General features: G+C 33.5%; 18 protein-coding genes. 4 read left to right on the top strand and 14 right to left on the bottom strand.

The features are described 5' to 3' along the window. Positions 1–17: 17 nt before the first annotated feature. The 12 genes from FLACHUCJ7_RS15600 to FLACHUCJ7_RS15545 all read right to left on the bottom strand — a co-directional run bounded on the left by FLACHUCJ7_RS15600 (position 18) and on the right by FLACHUCJ7_RS15545 (position 11,123). Positions 18–260, bottom strand: coding sequence for a hypothetical protein (locus tag FLACHUCJ7_RS15600; protein WP_180909533.1), 243 nt, complete (start codon positions 258–260; stop codon positions 18–20). A 310-nt stretch (positions 261–570) separates the two neighbouring features. Then, positions 571–1,038, bottom strand: coding sequence for an ABC transporter permease (locus tag FLACHUCJ7_RS15595; protein WP_180909532.1), 468 nt, complete (start codon positions 1,036–1,038; stop codon positions 571–573). A gap of 8 nt (positions 1,039–1,046) precedes the next feature. Next, the gene (locus FLACHUCJ7_RS15590) at positions 1,047–1,478 is read right to left on the bottom strand and encodes a hypothetical protein (RefSeq protein WP_078226813.1); all 432 of its coding nucleotides are present in this window, start codon (positions 1,476–1,478) and stop codon (positions 1,047–1,049) included. Beyond that, a complete protein-coding gene (locus FLACHUCJ7_RS15585) occupies positions 1,478–2,614 on the bottom strand; it encodes a beta-ketoacyl-ACP synthase III (protein ID WP_078226814.1) in 1,137 nt (378 codons plus the stop codon). The genes FLACHUCJ7_RS15590 and FLACHUCJ7_RS15585 overlap by 1 nt, the downstream gene beginning before the upstream one ends. Before the next feature lie 16 nt (positions 2,615–2,630). Continuing rightward, positions 2,631–3,533, bottom strand: a complete 903-nt coding sequence (locus tag FLACHUCJ7_RS15580; RefSeq protein ID WP_180909660.1) for an NADPH-dependent FMN reductase family protein — start codon at positions 3,531–3,533, stop codon at positions 2,631–2,633. A 39-nt stretch (positions 3,534–3,572) separates the two neighbouring features. Further along, entirely contained in the window at positions 3,573–5,213 is a 1,641-nt protein-coding gene (locus FLACHUCJ7_RS15575) for a phytoene desaturase family protein (RefSeq protein WP_180909531.1), read from the bottom strand. A 66-nt stretch (positions 5,214–5,279) separates the two neighbouring features. Continuing rightward, complete coding sequence (locus tag FLACHUCJ7_RS15570) at positions 5,280–6,155, bottom strand: LpxL/LpxP family acyltransferase (RefSeq protein WP_031453925.1); 876 nt, start codon at positions 6,153–6,155, stop codon at positions 5,280–5,282. Then, the gene (locus FLACHUCJ7_RS15565) at positions 6,155–6,409 is read right to left on the bottom strand and encodes an acyl carrier protein (RefSeq protein ID WP_031453926.1); all 255 of its coding nucleotides are present in this window, start codon (positions 6,407–6,409) and stop codon (positions 6,155–6,157) included. The genes FLACHUCJ7_RS15570 and FLACHUCJ7_RS15565 overlap by 1 nt, the downstream gene beginning before the upstream one ends. Before the next feature lie 2 nt (positions 6,410–6,411). Beyond that, the gene (locus FLACHUCJ7_RS15560; protein WP_031453927.1) at positions 6,412–7,635 is read right to left on the bottom strand and encodes a beta-ketoacyl-[acyl-carrier-protein] synthase family protein; all 1,224 of its coding nucleotides are present in this window, start codon (positions 7,633–7,635) and stop codon (positions 6,412–6,414) included. Between the two features lie 19 nt (positions 7,636–7,654). Further along, positions 7,655–8,386: a 3-oxoacyl-ACP reductase FabG gene (fabG, locus tag FLACHUCJ7_RS15555; RefSeq protein ID WP_031453928.1), complete on the bottom strand. Its 732-nt coding sequence runs from the start codon at positions 8,384–8,386 to the stop codon at positions 7,655–7,657. A 50-nt stretch (positions 8,387–8,436) separates the two neighbouring features. Next, a complete protein-coding gene (locus tag FLACHUCJ7_RS15550) occupies positions 8,437–9,570 on the bottom strand; it encodes a WG repeat-containing protein (protein ID WP_180909530.1) in 1,134 nt (377 codons plus the stop codon). Between the two features lie 32 nt (positions 9,571–9,602). Further along, positions 9,603–11,123 carry an HAL/PAL/TAL family ammonia-lyase gene (locus FLACHUCJ7_RS15545; RefSeq protein ID WP_078226822.1) on the bottom strand — a complete coding sequence of 507 codons (1,521 nt, stop codon included), beginning with the start codon at positions 11,121–11,123 and terminating at the stop codon, positions 9,603–9,605. Between the two features lie 104 nt (positions 11,124–11,227). On the opposite strand from FLACHUCJ7_RS15545, the gene FLACHUCJ7_RS15540 reads away from it, so the two are divergent. After that, entirely contained in the window at positions 11,228–12,466 is a 1,239-nt protein-coding gene (locus FLACHUCJ7_RS15540; RefSeq protein ID WP_180909529.1) for an NAD(P)/FAD-dependent oxidoreductase, read from the top strand. Between the two features lie 50 nt (positions 12,467–12,516). Here FLACHUCJ7_RS15540 and FLACHUCJ7_RS15535 read toward each other — a convergent pair whose 3' ends face one another. Beyond that, entirely contained in the window at positions 12,517–13,122 is a 606-nt protein-coding gene (locus tag FLACHUCJ7_RS15535; protein ID WP_031453932.1) for a hypothetical protein, read from the bottom strand. 423 nt (positions 13,123–13,545) lie between these two features. Here FLACHUCJ7_RS15535 and FLACHUCJ7_RS15530 point away from each other — a divergent pair, with 423 nt between their 5' ends. Together FLACHUCJ7_RS15530 and FLACHUCJ7_RS15525 are read left to right on the top strand one after the other, a co-directional pair. Then, positions 13,546–14,820, top strand: coding sequence for a Y-family DNA polymerase (locus FLACHUCJ7_RS15530; protein ID WP_180909528.1), 1,275 nt, complete (start codon positions 13,546–13,548; stop codon positions 14,818–14,820). Continuing rightward, complete coding sequence (locus tag FLACHUCJ7_RS15525) at positions 14,811–15,251, top strand: LexA family protein (RefSeq protein WP_078226825.1); 441 nt, start codon at positions 14,811–14,813, stop codon at positions 15,249–15,251. The genes FLACHUCJ7_RS15530 and FLACHUCJ7_RS15525 overlap by 10 nt, the downstream gene beginning before the upstream one ends. 51 nt (positions 15,252–15,302) lie before the next feature. Here FLACHUCJ7_RS15525 and FLACHUCJ7_RS15520 read toward each other — a convergent pair whose 3' ends face one another. After that, complete coding sequence (locus FLACHUCJ7_RS15520; RefSeq protein WP_078226826.1) at positions 15,303–15,671, bottom strand: hypothetical protein; 369 nt, start codon at positions 15,669–15,671, stop codon at positions 15,303–15,305. Positions 15,672–15,787: 116 nt separating this feature from the next. Between FLACHUCJ7_RS15520 and FLACHUCJ7_RS15515 the strand changes: the two genes are divergently transcribed. Next, positions 15,788–16,051, top strand: a 264-nt coding sequence (locus FLACHUCJ7_RS15515; RefSeq protein ID WP_180909527.1) for a hypothetical protein, incomplete at its 3' end; no start/stop codon positions are given.

Below are 16,051 nucleotides of genomic sequence, written 5' to 3'. Positions count from 1 at the left end.
GTTTATTTTGTAAGTTTCTATCTGGTAATTAATAAGATTATAATTAAAACCACGTATATTAAATAGGTCCAAATGGCGTATTTCTTATAAATTTCATTTACTGCATCAGTCATAGAATCTCGAGAAGGAATTTTAGAGAAATTAAAAATAGCACCAACACATAGATTAACACAATCAATACAAATAGTTTTGCCTTCGTCTTGAATATAAGATTTGTTTGGATTATCGGCTTCGCAGAACATACATTTTATCTTTTCCATTATATCAATTTTAGAAAATAAGAAAACATTAAAATAAGGGCAATTATAATGATGTGGGAAAATAAAATTTTCTTGTTTTGAGCTTCAACAACCTTTATTAATTTCGGGTCATATTGCATCAAATTCTGCTCAATACTGACTTTATGTAATTTAAGGGTACAGCTTGCACAAATAATTATTTGCGTATTATCGATATGTATTTCGTGAGGCTCGATCTCTTTTTGACACCATTTACAGTTTACCATAATTTGTAATAAATAAGTGAGGCAGTTTTTGGTTTAAATTTTTATTTAAGATTTTAAAAAAAGAATCAATATTCTGTTCTTGAAATCGTCTTTTGAATAAACAAATTGATTTCGCATTCTAAAAGTATTTTGTCTTTGAGCATGCTTTGACAACTCATTGTGCATAAAGTATAATCGTCGCCAACAAATTTTGAAACCAGGGTAGCTTTGGTAGTTATGGTATCGCCAACTTTTGGTAGCGAATAGATTTTCAGATTTTTTAAGGCGCTGATAAAACCAATAACATTTACATATTGGTTTTCTGTTCCGTCTTCATCAAAAAAGTATTTTTTGCCTACAATTGACGAACATGTTTGTGCTGTATTTTCGATTAAACCTGCTTCAACAAAAATGTTTTTGTCGACAAAAATATTGTCTTCTTTGATTAAGAATATGGTTGATACAAAGTTGGTGTCGATATCTAAAATCAAATCAACCATCAGCATTGGAGCTCGATGAGGCAAGTAATTTTGGATGTCAATTCCGACTTTCATAATCTATATTATTTAGCTAAAACGGTTTTCATTTGTCCGCTTGCAATTTCTTCATTATTTAAAAAAGTCACAATGTTAACAAGAGTGATTCCGGCAAATTCCTGTAAAATCGAAACTGTCGATTGAATCGTATCGTTGATTTGGGGTAACTTTTTAATCTCAATATCTTTAATTGAACCGATATAGCCAGTTGGTCCAATTTCATTTTTCAAAAAAAACGTATAACCGGTATGCAGCGCCACTGACTGTGCCATATGTTCAATTAGACCTGATTCTAAAAAAGTGGTATCTTTTAAAAAGATATTATCTTTTTGAATATTCAAACCAGCAATCAAGGATGTTTCAGAATAAGAAATCATACGATCTACCATTACAAAAGGAAACTTTTGTGGTAATAGATTTTCGACAGCTTCTTTTTCTAAAAGTAAAGTTGTTTCCATTAGCAAACCGTTAAATACGCATACGCAAAAGAGAATCTTCCGCTTTCAGGAACTGATAAAAGAATACGATCTCCTTTTTTTAATTTTCCTGAATACAATAATTCTTCAAGTGCAATATAAATCGAAGCAGAACCAACGTTTCCAACCCTTAAAAGATTCATAAACCATTTTTCATCGGTAAGAACAATTCCTTTTTCATTTAATCCATTTTTCAATCCTTCAACAAAAAAGTTAGAAGAAACATGTGGTAAAAAATAATCAACCTGTTCTGCTGTAATATTATTTTTTTCCATAGCATGGCTCATACTTTCAACCCCCTTTGGTAAAATAAATTCGTCCAGCAATTTTACGTCCTGTTTAACTGCAAATACAGATTCGTTTAACCATTGTTCTGGTGTGAAGTCACTCCATGGTTTTATTTCTCCATTAGCTAATTTATCACCCCCGGCATACATACACGTTTCAAGTTCGTATGCATATGAATAAGATTCCATCCATTCAATTTTTAATGAAACAGCACCTTCTCTTGGTTTATTTTCTAATAAAAAAGCTCCGGCACCATCAGATAACATCCAGCGTAAAAAATCTTTTTTGAAAGCAATAATTGGCTGTTCTTCAAGATTTTTTAAATTGATGATTTCGTGATTGTATTTTTGGGCAGCAAGCCATGTCGAAACTTTTTCAGATCCGGTACAGATTGCATTTTTAGAATTTCCTGATTTTACCGAAAGATAGCCAAACTTTAAGGCGTTCATACCAGAGCAGCAAATTCCCGACGAAGAATTCAACTCAACCGATTTATTTTTTAATAAACCATGAACCATAGCGGCATGAGAAGGGGCCAGAACATCTGGTGATGAAGTACCGCAAGAAAGGACTTCCAAATCCTGAGGTGTAAAATTGTCATCAAACAATTGTACAACAGCGTTTCGGGTTAGTTCCGTATTGTTATGTGTACTGTTTCCATTTTTATCAACAGCATAATAACGAGTGGCAATTTTATTATTGCGCAAAATAATACGTCTTGCTTTTGAAGCAGTATCATTTATTAGTCCTAAATAGTTTTCCATTTCATCATTCGAAACGGCTTCATTTGGCAAATACTTTGCAGCTTTTGTAATATATACTTCAAACATAATTTAAATTAGGATTCTAAACTCCTTGATAATATTGGGTTTGTCTTTTTATTATTTTTAGTTTAAAAGGATAGGTAATGAGGTGCAATATATATACTATTGGCGAGATTACCCATATTGCTAAGAATAAATAAATATAAAATATTTTAAGAAGTCGCTTTCTGTTGTTTTGATTTTTAAAAATGAATTTAGACCATTTTTTAAAAATTTTATTTGCAGTTTTGTCAACTTTAATTAAATATGAACTAATTCTAACAGCGCCCAAAGCTACCAATTTTGGCTGTAAATTAACTAAATTATTTTGGTTAAATTCTGAAAGTATTGCTTCTCCGAATTTTGTTGATTCCTGAATATCTTTTTCAGACACGCCAGGTAATGGAAAGAAGCCTAAATATTTTTTCTTTACACCTGAAAACATCCATTCAACAATAGTAATAACACTAATTAAGTTTCCAACACGATCTACCAAAGCTATATTTCCTACCAATTGTGCATTTGCCTGTTGCAATAACACCTTAATTTTTTCCTGAGCCATAATCCACATGTTGCGGGATCCGTTAATAGTAACTATAGGAGTATTGTTTAAGATTTTTTTGCCTTCATTACTTTTTAAAAATGAATTCATTGGAATGGATGGTGATAAATACCAAACCTGATAGTGCAGCAAAATCAAATCAAATTTTGTGTTTAGAATTTCTTCAGAAACGGGTTTTAATGTTGTCGGAATTTGTAGAAATGTTTCAGGAAAAGCATCAAAAAATGAAGTTTTGTCCCAAGGAAACGGAAATGGTTTTTCTAATTGTATTTCATGAAAAGTAACTTTTATTTCTTCGGAATTTAAAAATGGTTTTGCAATGTTTTGTGCAATAGATTTTAATTGTCCGGATTGTGAATAATAAATAACGAGAACATTTTTCATCTGGTTGGTTGCTTTGGTCGGTGGCAAAAGTAAGTATTTTTAAACGAATTTTCGGATTTTATCAGTTCGTTTGGTATGAACCCAATCTGGCCAGGTTGATTTGTCTTCGGCATCATAAATACGTATTTTTTGATCCGCATCTTCAATTATTAAATCATCCGAAGTACATTTTAAAATGGAGGCTGCAGCCGCAATTCCTGAATAAGTTGCTCCTGTAACACCATGAGATAAGGTGCAGGCGCCACAAAGATGCAAATTTTCTATTTCAGATTTGTTTTTAAATGAAAATGGTCCCACCTGATTTAAGGTTTTTTCAGTACCATAGACATTTCCATTTGTCGAATTAATGTAAAATTCATTTGTTTTTGGAGTTCCTAATTCAGCCTGAATGACATGTTTTTTTGCATCAGGAATAATTTTCTCCACATTATTCATAAACTTCTCAGTGACTTTTTCTTTAAACGCAATGTATTCTTCATTGTGATAATCTTCTGTGTCTGAAAAATTAGGGATATGTTCATAATTAACATACGTTACAATTTCGAAATTATGATAGCGCCCATTAAAACTTGGCGGATCTTTGAGTGTTGTGCAGCTCATAAAAAGAGCAGGGAAAGAATCTCCGTCAGCAATAGTGTCGCTCATTAAATCCTCAAAATTGGCATCGTCATTTTCATCTTTCATGACCCACATATTTCCGGAATCAATTCCGTAGCGTGTTACATCTAAGTCCAGAGTTAAAAATAAAATTAGGGAAGTAACTGAATATTTTGTTTTTTGCAGTTTTTTCAGCAGCGAATTGCTTAAGTATTCCTTGCCAATCAGCTTGAGATAGGTAATTGACGGATCAGCATTTGAAATAATATTTTTTGCAAAAATCTGATGTCCGTTTTCTAATTGTACACCAATTGCTTTATTATTTTCAATTATTATTTTTTTTACATTTTGCTCTACCCTTACTTCACCACCATGTCTTTTTATTCCGTTGGTCATGGCTTTTACAATTCCGCCGCCACCGCCCATAGGGTAAAATCCGCCATCAAAATAATGACTCATTACTGAGCAATGTACAGGAAAGCAGGCTCTGTTTGGCGAAAGTCCATGATCGCCACACTGAATATTCAGCACAGCTTTTAGCATTGGATTTTTTATATGCCAGCCTATAACTTTTTTTAAGGGAAACAGGGCAAATTTTCCAAAGTGTTTGGTTCGAAAAGGAACGGTTATTTTCTGCCACCACCCTTTTAATTTTGGAATTAGCTGAAGTTCATAACTTACTCTTTCAACTAATGTAAGATATTCATTGATATTTTTTTTTTCAGAAGGAAAATGTGCCGAAAGCGTTTCTTTGAGGTTATCTATTCCTGCGGGGAAATCGAAAGTTTTATCACCTATCAGGCAATGTTCAAAAGCATTTTTGTTCATTCTGAAAAACACCATATCATTGGCAATTCCCAGACCACGATAAAGTTTGTTTGTTGATTGTCCTTCATCCAGCAGTCCAACATAATGTACTCCCGGACTAAAACGCTGCCCTTTTAGGGTAAAACTATGACTCCATCCTCCCGGTACATAATGTTGTTCGAGTACTAAAACTTTTTGTCCTGCCCTTGCCAGACAAATTGCAGTTCCTAAACCACCAACACCAGAACCAATAATAACCGAGTCAAATTCTTCCATACATTATTTTAAGTTTACAACTATAAAAAACAATAGCTGTCTGTAATTTTAATTGAGGTTTTTTATTTAATTATTTTTCCAAAAATCGAAATAATTAAACCACTGCAGAGGATATTTTTGCAGAATATTTTCTACACTTTCAACATAAGCTTTTAAGAGTCCCTTTTCATCACGATGTTTTACGGCTGCCTCTCTTGCATATAAATGATAATGTAAGTTTGGTTCTTTCATTACATAAACAAAAACTACGGGAACTTTTAATCGTGAAGCTATTAAAAAAGGACCTGCAGGGAAGTTTGCTTCCTGTCCCAAAAATTTTTCAGAAAGTGATTTTGTTCCTTCAAAATAGCGATCGCCAGTAAAACAAACCAATTCATTGTTTGCCAAAGCAGCATTTATCTCAAAAATATGAGATAAATCATCTTTGATAATTATGAATTTTACAGCTGATTTTTGGGTAACACTTTCCAGATATTTTTTAATAGCGGAATGTTCTAAATCGGTAGTGACCAGATTAATCTGAAAATCAAGATCGATTTCTCCAAAAAAATGTTCGGCAATTTCAAAATTTCCAACATGGGCACTTATAAGAACTCCGCCTTTTTTCTCTGCCAATAAATTTTTTAGAATTTCAATTCCATCAAATTCATAGGTAAATTTATTTCGCATTCCTGCCGAAATGGAAATTTTATCAATGATGGTCTGACCAAAAGTGTAATAACTTTTGAAAACCATTTTTTTAGATTTGAAATTAGAATAGTGAAGTCTCTCTTTAAAATAATAAAAAATCGCTTTGTTGCTTTTCTTTAAGAATAAAAAATAATAAGAAGCAACAAAATAAAGTAATACATAGGCAGCTTTAATACCTGCCTTTTGTATTAAAAAAACGAATATTCTATAACCTAAAACTGTTCCTTTAGATTTGCCATCCCATTGACTCATTAAGCAACTTTAACTTTTAGTTTAGAGTCGATAAGGTCATAAAAATTCTCGAAAGTAGCCACTCCTACAAAATCGACTTCAACAAGTTTTACACCAAAATTTGCTTCGATAGAAACGACCAAATCTACATAATCCAAACTGTCAAGGCCAAGTGTGTCTTTTAAATTGGCATCTGGTTGAATCTCGTCGTTATCAACTTCAAATTCATCCACCAAAAAACCATTAATTCTCTTTATAATCTCTTCTTTGTTCATCTTCATTTAAACTTTTTAACTACCAACGCAGAGTTGGTTCCTCCAAACCCGAAGGAATTCGACAAAAATATATCAAATTTTTTATTTAACGTAGTTTTAACTAAATTTAATTTTAATGCATCTTCATCAGGATTTTCTAAATTGATATTAGGGGCAATAAAATCGTGCTGCATCATTATAATAGAATAGATTACCTCACTTGCTCCTGCCATCCAACATTCGTGACCTGTCATTGATTTGGTAGAACTTATGTAAGGATTTTTCTCACCAAAAACTTCAAAAATCGCTTTGGCTTCATTTTCGTCCCCTACCGGAGTTGAAGTTGCGTGAGCATTTATATAATCAATATCGCCTGGTTTTAACTGCGCATCATCAAGTGCTCTTTGCATGGCAATTGAGGGTCCTTCGACATTTGGAGTAGAAATATGACCTCCGTTTGATGAAAAGCCGTAACCTCCAATTTCTGCAATGATAGTGGCACCACGGGCTATAGCAGATTCATAGCTTTCTAATATTAAGGTTGCTCCTCCGCCACTCGGAATTAAACCATCACGGCCAGCATCAAAAGGCCTTGATGCTTTTGTAGGTTCGTTTTCTCTTGAAGCAAAAACACCTAAGCCATCAAAACTGCTCATTGCATATTTGTTAATTTCCTGTGCACCTCCACAAATAATAATATCCTGAAAACCACTTTTTATTAAAAAATATGCTAATCCAATAGAATGTGAACCGCTTGCACAAGCAGCACTTATAGTCAGATTGATTCCTCGAAGTTTAAAAATAGTAGATAAATTCATGGTTACTGTAGAATTCATCGATTTAAAAATAGCTCCTGAACCAATTAAAGCAGTGTCTTTTTTCTCCCGAATAATATCGGTAGCATCAATAATAGCTTTTGAGACACTATCATTTCCATACATAATTCCAACTTCTCGAGTATCAAAAAAAGAATCGTCAATATTAGCATTTTTTAAGGCTTCGATAGTTGCCATATATGCATATTCGGTTTCTTCACCAATGCTCATTCGTTGTCTGCGGGTCAGTGCGTTTTTTAAATCAGGTTTTGGAACCATTCCTGTTAGGGAAGATTGAAAACCAAACTCTTTTCGCTCAGGATCAAACTGAATACCTGATTTTCCATTGTATAAAGACTCCTTTACCTCTTCTAATGAGGTACCAATGCAGGAATAAATTCCCATTCCTGTAATTACAACTCTCCTGTTCATCTTCTTTTAAAGTAATTTTTTAAGAATATATTCCTCCGTTTATGTTGATAATTTCACCTGTAATATAACTTGCTTTTTTTGAGATTAAAAAACTCACTAAGTCGGCTACTTCTTCAGCTTCTCCAAAACGATTTACCGGAATTAGTTTTAGTAATTCTTTTTCGTCTAACTGACTTGTCATATCGGTTCTGATAAAACCAGGTGCAACTGCATTTACAGTGATATTGCGTTTTGCAACTTCCTGTGCCAATGCTTTTGTTGCTGCAACTATAGCGCCTTTTGCAGCAGAATAATTGGTTTGGCCTGCTGTTCCTTTTACACCTGAAACTGAAACCATATTTACGATTCGGCCATACTTATTACGCAACATTTTTTGCATAAAAAACTGCGTCACATTAAAAAAACCGTTTACAGTTGTATTCACAACACCATTCCAGTCTTCAGGAGTCATCCACATAAAAAGACCATCTTTTGTGATTCCGGCGTTGTTTACAATTGCTTCCACTATAGCTTCAGGATTTGATTCCTGCCATTTTGTTAGCGTATTTTGGACCTCTTCAAAATTCGAAACATCAAAACCTAAGATTTCCCCCGTTGCTCCTAATTTCTGAACTTCCTGCAGCGTTTCTTCGGCTGCGGTTTTATTGGAGTGGTAGTTAATCAGGATATGATAATCGGATTCAGTGGCCAATTTTTTACAAATAGAACTTCCAATTCCTCGTGAACCGCCCGTTACTAATACACATTTCATATATTAAAAATATTTTTTTTTGAATTCCGTTTTTTATTAATAAAACGGAATTAGATTTTTGGTTTATTATTATTTGTAAAAAGTTCTGCATTTTCAAACCATTGGTTACCTAAAACCGTGCCATCCGGTTTAAGAAAACCCCATTTGCCTTCGTTTTGTACTCTTGCAATGCCATCGATAAAGCCTTTACCCTGATCTGTAAACAATGCTGCAAAACCCTTGGCGGTAATTCCGTATTGTGTTGGGATTACCAATTTTCCTTTTTCATCAATAAAACCCCAGTTGTTTTCTTTTACCGGAGCCAGTCCGTTTTTACTGAAAACTTCGGCATCTTTATAAGTTGGCGGAATGACGAATTCTGCTTTCAAATTGATATATCCCCATTTTGATCCGACACATACCGGAGCTAAATTTTTTGAAAAAGCTTTTACTTTATCATATATAGGTAGAATTGTCCAATTTCCTTTTAAGTCAATGTAACCAATTTTTCCGCCTTTTCTTGCATACGTTATATCTTGTGACTCAAAATCCCAGATTTTATCTGCACCGTCTACAGGAATAAATTTTCCGGCGGTTACTAATCCAAAAGCCTCTCCTTTTTTTGCCCAGGTTGTGGTTTTGTAATAATTTCCGATTTCGGCATAAATTGGTTCAACGACTTCTTTTCCGGCTGTATTGATAATTCCCCATTTGTCATTATTCTTTACTCTTGCAAATCCATTTTCAAACGGTTTGATCAAATCGTATTTGGGTTCTAATATAACCGCCATTTTAGAATTGATTAACCCTACTTTGTTTCCTTGTTTTATAAAAGCTATACCACCATCAAAATCAAATAATTTTTCTGAAGCCGGTGCTTTTAGTACTTCTCCTTTTGTATTAATGTAAACCCAGTTTTTATCTTTGGACACAATACAGATTCCGCTGTTAAAATATTTGACATCATTAAAAGTAGCCGGGATTGCCCAATTTCCTTTTACATCGATAAAACCCCATTTTCCGTTATCTTCTACAGCGGCAAGACCATCCGAGAAGTTTTTTGCAACCTTATATTTAGGTTCTATCTGGAATGTGCCTGCTTTAGTAAAATAACCAAATTTTCCGTTTTTCTTAACTAAAGCCAATTCCTGACTATTAACAAACTGAATAAATACTAACAATAAAAAAAGCAATGATTTTTTCATGGGTTTAAGATTCAAGATTAATAATATATGGTTTAACTGTTTATAAGGTAATCTTTTACATTTTGAACAAAAGGATACATCACCTGATCTTCCTTAAATACAGGAATTATGTTTCGAACATCATCGTACCATTTTCTGGTTACTGACGAAATTTTATCTTTTTGCTGTAAATAATCGATTGCCTGAACAATTGTAATCATTTCGATTGCTAATACTTCAAAAGAGTTTTCGATCACTTTTGATGTAATTACCGCCGAGTTTGTTCCCATACTTACGATATCCTGATTGTCATTGTTGTTAGGAATACTGTGTACATACATTGGGTTAGACAACATTTGGCTTTCTGCTGTTGTTGAAGTCGCCACAAACTGAACACCCTGCATTCCGAAATTGAAACCTAAAGTTCCTAAATTAACAAACGGAGGAAGAAGTTCGTTGATTTTTGAATTCAGTAAATAATTCAACTGGCGTTCTGCCAACATTGTTAATTTGGTAATAACAATTTTTAGTTTATCCATTTCAAGTGAAATATAATCGCCGTGGAAATTTCCTCCGTGATAAACGTGTTGATTTTTTACATCTATAATAGGATTGTCGTTGGCTGAGTTAAATTCATCTTCCAATATAGAGGCGACATTATTTATTGTTTCTAAAACGGGACCTAAAATTTGAGGCACACAACGTAGCGAGTAATATTCCTGAACTTTTTCTTTGAAGATTTCTTCTGTATTTTCACCAGAATATAAGTGGTCTTCTCTTTTACGGATCAGTGTACTGTCAGAAAGATTTTGTCTCATTCTTGCCGCTACTTCCTGCTGTCCTTTATGACGTTTGGTTTGGTTTAATTCCTGAGAGAAATGATCATCATAGGCCTGAACCAATTCGTTTATGGCACAAGAACATTTTAAAGACCAGTCTAATAATTTATTGGCGTGATGTACATTTACAACCCCAATTCCGGTCATTACTGAAGTTCCGTTAATCAATGCCAATCCTTCTCTGATTTCTACCTGAATTGGTTTTAGTCCTTCGATTTCGAAAACTTCCTGAGTTGGTCTTCGGTCTCCTTTATAAAAAACCTCACCTTCGCCAATTAAAACTAATGCTAAATGTGACAATTGTACTAAATCGCCGCTGGCACCTACACCGCCATGTTCGAAGATTAAAGGTGTAATATCTCTATTGATAAGTTCTGCCATTAAATGAATTACTGACGAATGTACGCCAGAATTTCCTAACGAAAGAGTGTTTAAACGTGCTAAAATTGCTGCTTTTGCACAGGCAGGACTTAGTGGTTTTCCTGTTCCAGAAGAGTGGCTTCGGATTAAATTATATTGTAATTGAATCTGATCGGACTCCTTAATTCGGTATTGGGCCATTGGTCCGAAGCCTGTATTAACACCGTATATTACTTTGTTTCCTGAAAATTCTTTCAGGAAATTGAAGCTTTCATTGACTCTGTTTAAAACAATATCGCTGATAACAACTTTATTATTACCAAAGATAATGGCTTCAAATTCTGCTAAACTTAAATATTCATTAATTGTATTCATTAAACCTGTTTTGATTGTGCTAATTTAATTTTATTTATCAAAATAAATGTAGTTATTTTGATGATGGCAAATGTAAGTTAAATAAATCATAACATTTCGAAAATATGACAAAGGAGTTTGTAGATGTTTTAATCATAGGTGCGGGACCATCAGGATGTGTGTCGGCATCGTACCTATATAAGAATGGAGTTAAAATAAAAGTAGTTGAGAAAACAAAGTTTCCAAGACTTGTGGTTGGCGAGAGCCTTATTCCAAGGGTTATGGACCATTTTTCTGAAGCAGAGCTTTTTGAAAGTCTGGATGCAATGAATTTTGAAAAGAAGCTTGGAGCGCGTTTTATTCGGGGCGAAGAAATTTGTGTTTTTGATTTCAGTAAAAAATTTGGTGAAGGCTGGGATTGGACCTGGCAGGTTCCAAGAGCTGATTTTGACAATACAATGGCACAGGAAGTAATCAGAAAAGGAATTGATCTTGAATTTGAATCAGAAGTACTGGAAGTGTCTTTTGAAGGAAAAAATTCGAAAACGATTGTAAAAGATAAGGATGGAAATCTAAAAGAAATTCATGCTAAATTTATTATTGATTCCAGTGGATACGGACGTGTATTACCAAGACTTTTAGATCTTGACACGCCATCAAAATTAGATCCGCATTCTTCTATCTTTGCACATGTAAAAGACATCAACAGACCAGAAGGCGAGGAGGGAACCTTGATTTCTTTTGATATTTTGGAAACTGAGGTTTGGCTATGGGTCATTCCTTTTTCTAACGGTAATACCAGTTTAGGCGTTGTAGGACCAACAGACTTTATCAATTCACTTTCAGAAAACAAAGACAATGCTGAGGCTCTGCAAAATGCAATTCAGCTTTCAGATTACTATATAAAAAGATTTAAAGGAACAGAGTTTTTATTTGAACCCGTAAAACTAGAAAACTATTCAAGAGCCGTAAAGAAAATGTATGGAGATGGTTTTGCGCTGACAGGAAACAGTTCTGAATTTTTAGACCCAGTTTTTTCATCAGGAGTCGCTTTTGCTACAGAATCCGGAATGCTGGCTGCAAAATTATACCTTAAAGAGTCAAAAGGTATTGAAGTCGACTGGGAAGTTGAATTTACAGAATATATGAAACGTGGTATTGCTGTTTTTACTACTTATGTGAAAGAATGGTACACTGGAAACCTGCAAACCTTGTTTTTTCATCAGCCTGAAAATCCAGATGTTAAAGAGAAAATTTGTTCTGTTTTAGCAGGATATGTCTGGAATGAAGAAAATCCGTTTGTTAAAAAACATGACAATGTGATAAAAAATATGGCTTATCTTATTGATATGGAAAAGAAATAAAAACAAAAAACCCTGGTGTGAACCAGGGTTTTTTTTTATTTTGGATTGTATTATTTGTAAGCCTTTTTCAAAAGTAATTTAGCAAGTGATTTACCTGTTTTAGCATAACCTTCGCCAAGTCTTGATTCGTTGCTGAAGTTATTTCCCCATTGATCTCCTGGAGCCTCTTCACTTGTAATCTCTAATAATACATTTGATTTGTTTGCCGTTTCAACAAATTTTAAATTTGTAGTAACTTTTGCAGGCTGTTTCATCATTGCCACATCCCAACCCGGGTATAACCAAACTGTTTTTACGATCAAAGTGTAAGGAGTACTTAATCCTTCCTGAAAAGTAACATCTTTCTTTTCTTTACTTAATACGATATTTACAAGCTCTAAAAACTTTGGAGTCCAGATTAATTCTTTTGCAGATTCCCATTTCTTTTTCCAGATGTTTCCGTTTCCTTTTGTTTTTTCATTTAATTCTGCAGTTCTTTCTTCTACATATTGTGCCTCAGTTTTTTTGTCTTTCATCATAGTAAAATCACTATAATCAAATTCTACGTTGATTTCTTTTTGATCTTTTAAAAAATCAAAGCTTCCTTTTACAACATCTACGTCCTGAGCAAATGTAATTCCTGTAAAAAGCAATAATGCAAGTACTGTTTTTTTCATAAAAAATGTATTTAAGTTAAAATTCAAATGTAAGTTTTTTATTTAAATTAAAACATTAAATTTTTATTCTGTTTTTTTTAATTTAATGGTATCAAAGCTTTCAAAAACTGGCTTTGCAGTAATTCAATTCTTTTGATTTTGTTTCGTATAAATATTTTATAATCAGTAAATTAAGTTTATTGATTCTGAATTTAAAAATCACGTATGATCAGTTTTCTGGTTTTTCTGATTTTTTTAAAGCCCGGACAGGTGTTTACACTTGCATTCAATAGTATGGTAAAAACACTCTTCCTGAAAACAATTAAGCAGAAATAAGTTTAATTCTAAAAAAATTAAATTATTTCAACGATAAGCGTATTGCTTAAAATAAAATTTAACGCTTCTTATCAAAAAGCATATTGCACTATTGCGTAATTTTGCAAGATGTATGCTTTAGTTGATTGTAATAATTTTTATGCTTCCTGCGAACGTGTTTTTCAGCCGGAATTCAACGGAAAACCGGTTGCGATATTGTCCAACAATGATGGCTGCGTAATTTCTAGAAGCAATGAGGCTAAGGCGGTTGGAGTTCCTATGGGTGTGCCGGCATTCAAGATTAAGGAATTGGTAAAAGAAAAAAACATCAAATTGTTTTCGTCAAATTATCCTTTGTATGGAGATTTGAGTGATCGTGTGATGAAAATTCTGGAGCAGTTTACGCCCAATGTAGAAATTTACAGTATAGACGAAGCCTTCCTGAATTTTGATGGTGTTGGAGTTTTAAATTATCAGGATTATGGCCTTCAAATAAAATCCCGTATTCAAAAATGGGTTGGGCTTCCGGTTTGCATTGGCTTTGCCGAAACGAAGGCGTTATCAAAATTAGCCAATAAAATTGCCAAGGAATTTCAAGATAAAACTAAAGGTGTTTATGTAATTGATAGCGATGAAAAAAGAATCAAAGCTTTAAAATGGACTAAAATTGAAGATGTCTGGGGGATTGGTTACCGAACAAAAAAGAAAGTCAAACTTCGAAATATTCATACGGCTCTGGATTTTATTCAGCCACAACACGAGGCCTGGATTAAAAAAGAAATGGGCGTGATTGGTCTTCGCCTGAAATATGAACTGGAAGGAAAATCGGTTTTGGATTTAGAACCTTTGCCGGAACAAAAAAAGAGCATTGCAACTACGAGAAGTTTTCCTAAACAAATTTCCGACTTTGATTTGCTGCGTGAGCGTATTGTTACTTTTGCCTCTGTTTGTGCTGAAAAGCTTCGCAGGCAAAATTCGTGCTGTCATACTATAATTGTAATGCTGGTCATTGACAGACATACCATTAAAAGTTCTAAATATTACTTTAATATGGCTGTAACGCTCCCTTATGCCAGTAATTCGACTTTGACAATTTCAAATGCGGCTGTAGAATTACTGAAGAAATTACATAAAGGAAATGAGAGCATCAGGTTTAAAAAAGCAGGAGTTGTAGTGACAGAATTGATTGATGAAGATAAAAAGCAGTTTCAGTTGTTTGAAGAAGAAAACCCAAAACATCTGGCTTTGATGAAGGTGATGGATCAGCTGAATGATAAAATTGGAAAAAGAAAAGTTAAACTGGCTTCGCAGGATCTTAGTTTGACCTGGAACATGAATCAGAATTATCTCTCGCCTAAATATACTACTGATTTCAAAAAATTATTGGAAGTAAAATGTCTGTAAAAAAAGAACAAAAACTGACCTTCTTTAAGGCTGATTTCGAAAGTGAAATCAGGATTCCGTACAGTACTGAAGGTGTTTCGGCTGGTTTTCCGTCGCCGGCTGCAGATTTTATGGAAACCAGTATTGATCTTAATAAGGAGTTAAGTGAGAATGCGCTGGCTACTTTTTACATTAGGGTCAAAGGTAATTCTATGATTGATGCAGGGATTAATGACAAAGATGTTTTAGTTGTCGACCGAAGCCTGGAACCACAAAATAATAAGATTGCGATTTGTTTTATCGATGGCGAATTTACCGTAAAACGCATTCAGGTCGAAAAAGACTGTTTGTACCTCATGCCTGAAAATTCAAATTACAGCCCCATAAAAGTTACGGAAGACAACCAGCTTATTATTTGGGGAATAGTTACTTATGTGATTAAAAAAGTTTGAGTGGTTTTACTAATTTGTTTTAGTAGAATACGTTTCGCAAAATATTCTGTATTACTTCTTTTTCTTATCCTCTAATTTCTTTTCGATTAGGGCAATGATTTTATCTGTAGTGGCTTCTTTATCAAAGTATTTTAAGAAAGCTACATATCCGGGATCTGAATTTTGATAAACTGAATTTGGATCACGCAAAATGTTGTCTTCTGTAATTTCCATATCACCCATACCTGTTAAAACCCAGTTTATGTTTAAATTAGGATAAACCTGCATAATTTTTTTCAAAATATTCATTCCCAATGACCTCGAATTCGTTAAAATTGGATGTAATGAAGTGTATAATATATCATTTTCTATACAAAACTGTCTTAGGTTAACTTCCTTGCTTTCAATATAGTAGCGTAATCTCTCGCCTTCCGTTTGCATTTTTTGTATTAAAAATGATACAATATATCAATAAATGATATACATTTGAAATAGTTACTTCGTAGTAAATACGTAGTAAAAATACAATAATTATATGATTCAAATAAAACTTATCTATGATTACAGCCAGACAAAGGAATAAAATGAAGAAAGTCTTTAAAACAGGCTACTCAAAAGATGTTCAAAAGCTTTTAGCAGAGAAAGCGATATGGAATAAAAAAGGGATGCCGTTTAGTAATTCTTACATTACTCATGTTTTTAATGGCAGAAATACGAATAACGATATTGAAGAAGCTATCATTGAATTGTATCAAAAAAGATTATACGAAGAAACGAAGATTACATTGCGGAGAAAAGAAATTTTTGGCAAAAAACAAAAA

Origin of the sequence: Flavobacterium salmonis (assembly GCF_903819435.1) — a bacterium.
Lineage (GTDB): Bacteria > Bacteroidota > Bacteroidia > Flavobacteriales > Flavobacteriaceae > Flavobacterium > Flavobacterium chungangense.
Note: the sequence above shows the minus strand (reverse complement) of the source record. Positions and strands in the feature narration are given on the sequence as shown.

Bases quoted from the DNA above. Each gene is read 5' to 3' on its own strand.
- FLACHUCJ7_RS15580 (WP_180909660.1), bottom strand. From the start codon at position 3,533: ATGAAAAATGTTCTCGTTATTTATTATTCACAATCCGGACAATTAAAA.
- FLACHUCJ7_RS15570 (WP_031453925.1), bottom strand. From the start codon at position 6,155: ATGAGTCAATGGGATGGCAAATCTAAAGGAACAGTTTTAGGTTATAGA.
- FLACHUCJ7_RS15585 (WP_078226814.1), bottom strand. From the start codon at position 2,614: ATGTTTGAAGTATATATTACAAAAGCTGCAAAGTATTTGCCAAATGAA.
- FLACHUCJ7_RS15590 (WP_078226813.1), bottom strand. From the start codon at position 1,478: ATGGAAACAACTTTACTTTTAGAAAAAGAAGCTGTCGAAAATCTATTA.
- FLACHUCJ7_RS15520 (WP_078226826.1), bottom strand. From the start codon at position 15,671: ATGCAAACGGAAGGCGAGAGATTACGCTACTATATTGAAAGCAAGGAA.
- FLACHUCJ7_RS15540 (WP_180909529.1), top strand. From the start codon at position 11,228: ATGACAAAGGAGTTTGTAGATGTTTTAATCATAGGTGCGGGACCATCA.
- FLACHUCJ7_RS15530 (WP_180909528.1), top strand. From the start codon at position 13,546: ATGTATGCTTTAGTTGATTGTAATAATTTTTATGCTTCCTGCGAACGT.
- FLACHUCJ7_RS15595 (WP_180909532.1), bottom strand. From the start codon at position 1,038: ATGAAAGTCGGAATTGACATCCAAAATTACTTGCCTCATCGAGCTCCA.
- FLACHUCJ7_RS15560 (WP_031453927.1), bottom strand. From the start codon at position 7,635: ATGAACAGGAGAGTTGTAATTACAGGAATGGGAATTTATTCCTGCATT.
- FLACHUCJ7_RS15535 (WP_031453932.1), bottom strand. From the start codon at position 13,122: ATGAAAAAAACAGTACTTGCATTATTGCTTTTTACAGGAATTACATTT.
- FLACHUCJ7_RS15550 (WP_180909530.1), bottom strand. From the start codon at position 9,570: ATGAAAAAATCATTGCTTTTTTTATTGTTAGTATTTATTCAGTTTGTT.
- FLACHUCJ7_RS15525 (WP_078226825.1), top strand. From the start codon at position 14,811: ATGTCTGTAAAAAAAGAACAAAAACTGACCTTCTTTAAGGCTGATTTC.
- FLACHUCJ7_RS15600 (WP_180909533.1), bottom strand. From the start codon at position 260: ATGGAAAAGATAAAATGTATGTTCTGCGAAGCCGATAATCCAAACAAA.
- FLACHUCJ7_RS15575 (WP_180909531.1), bottom strand. From the start codon at position 5,213: ATGGAAGAATTTGACTCGGTTATTATTGGTTCTGGTGTTGGTGGTTTA.
- FLACHUCJ7_RS15545 (WP_078226822.1), bottom strand. From the start codon at position 11,123: ATGAATACAATTAATGAATATTTAAGTTTAGCAGAATTTGAAGCCATT.
- FLACHUCJ7_RS15565 (WP_031453926.1), bottom strand. From the start codon at position 6,409: ATGAACAAAGAAGAGATTATAAAGAGAATTAATGGTTTTTTGGTGGAT.
- fabG (WP_031453928.1), bottom strand. From the start codon at position 8,386: ATGAAATGTGTATTAGTAACGGGCGGTTCACGAGGAATTGGAAGTTCT.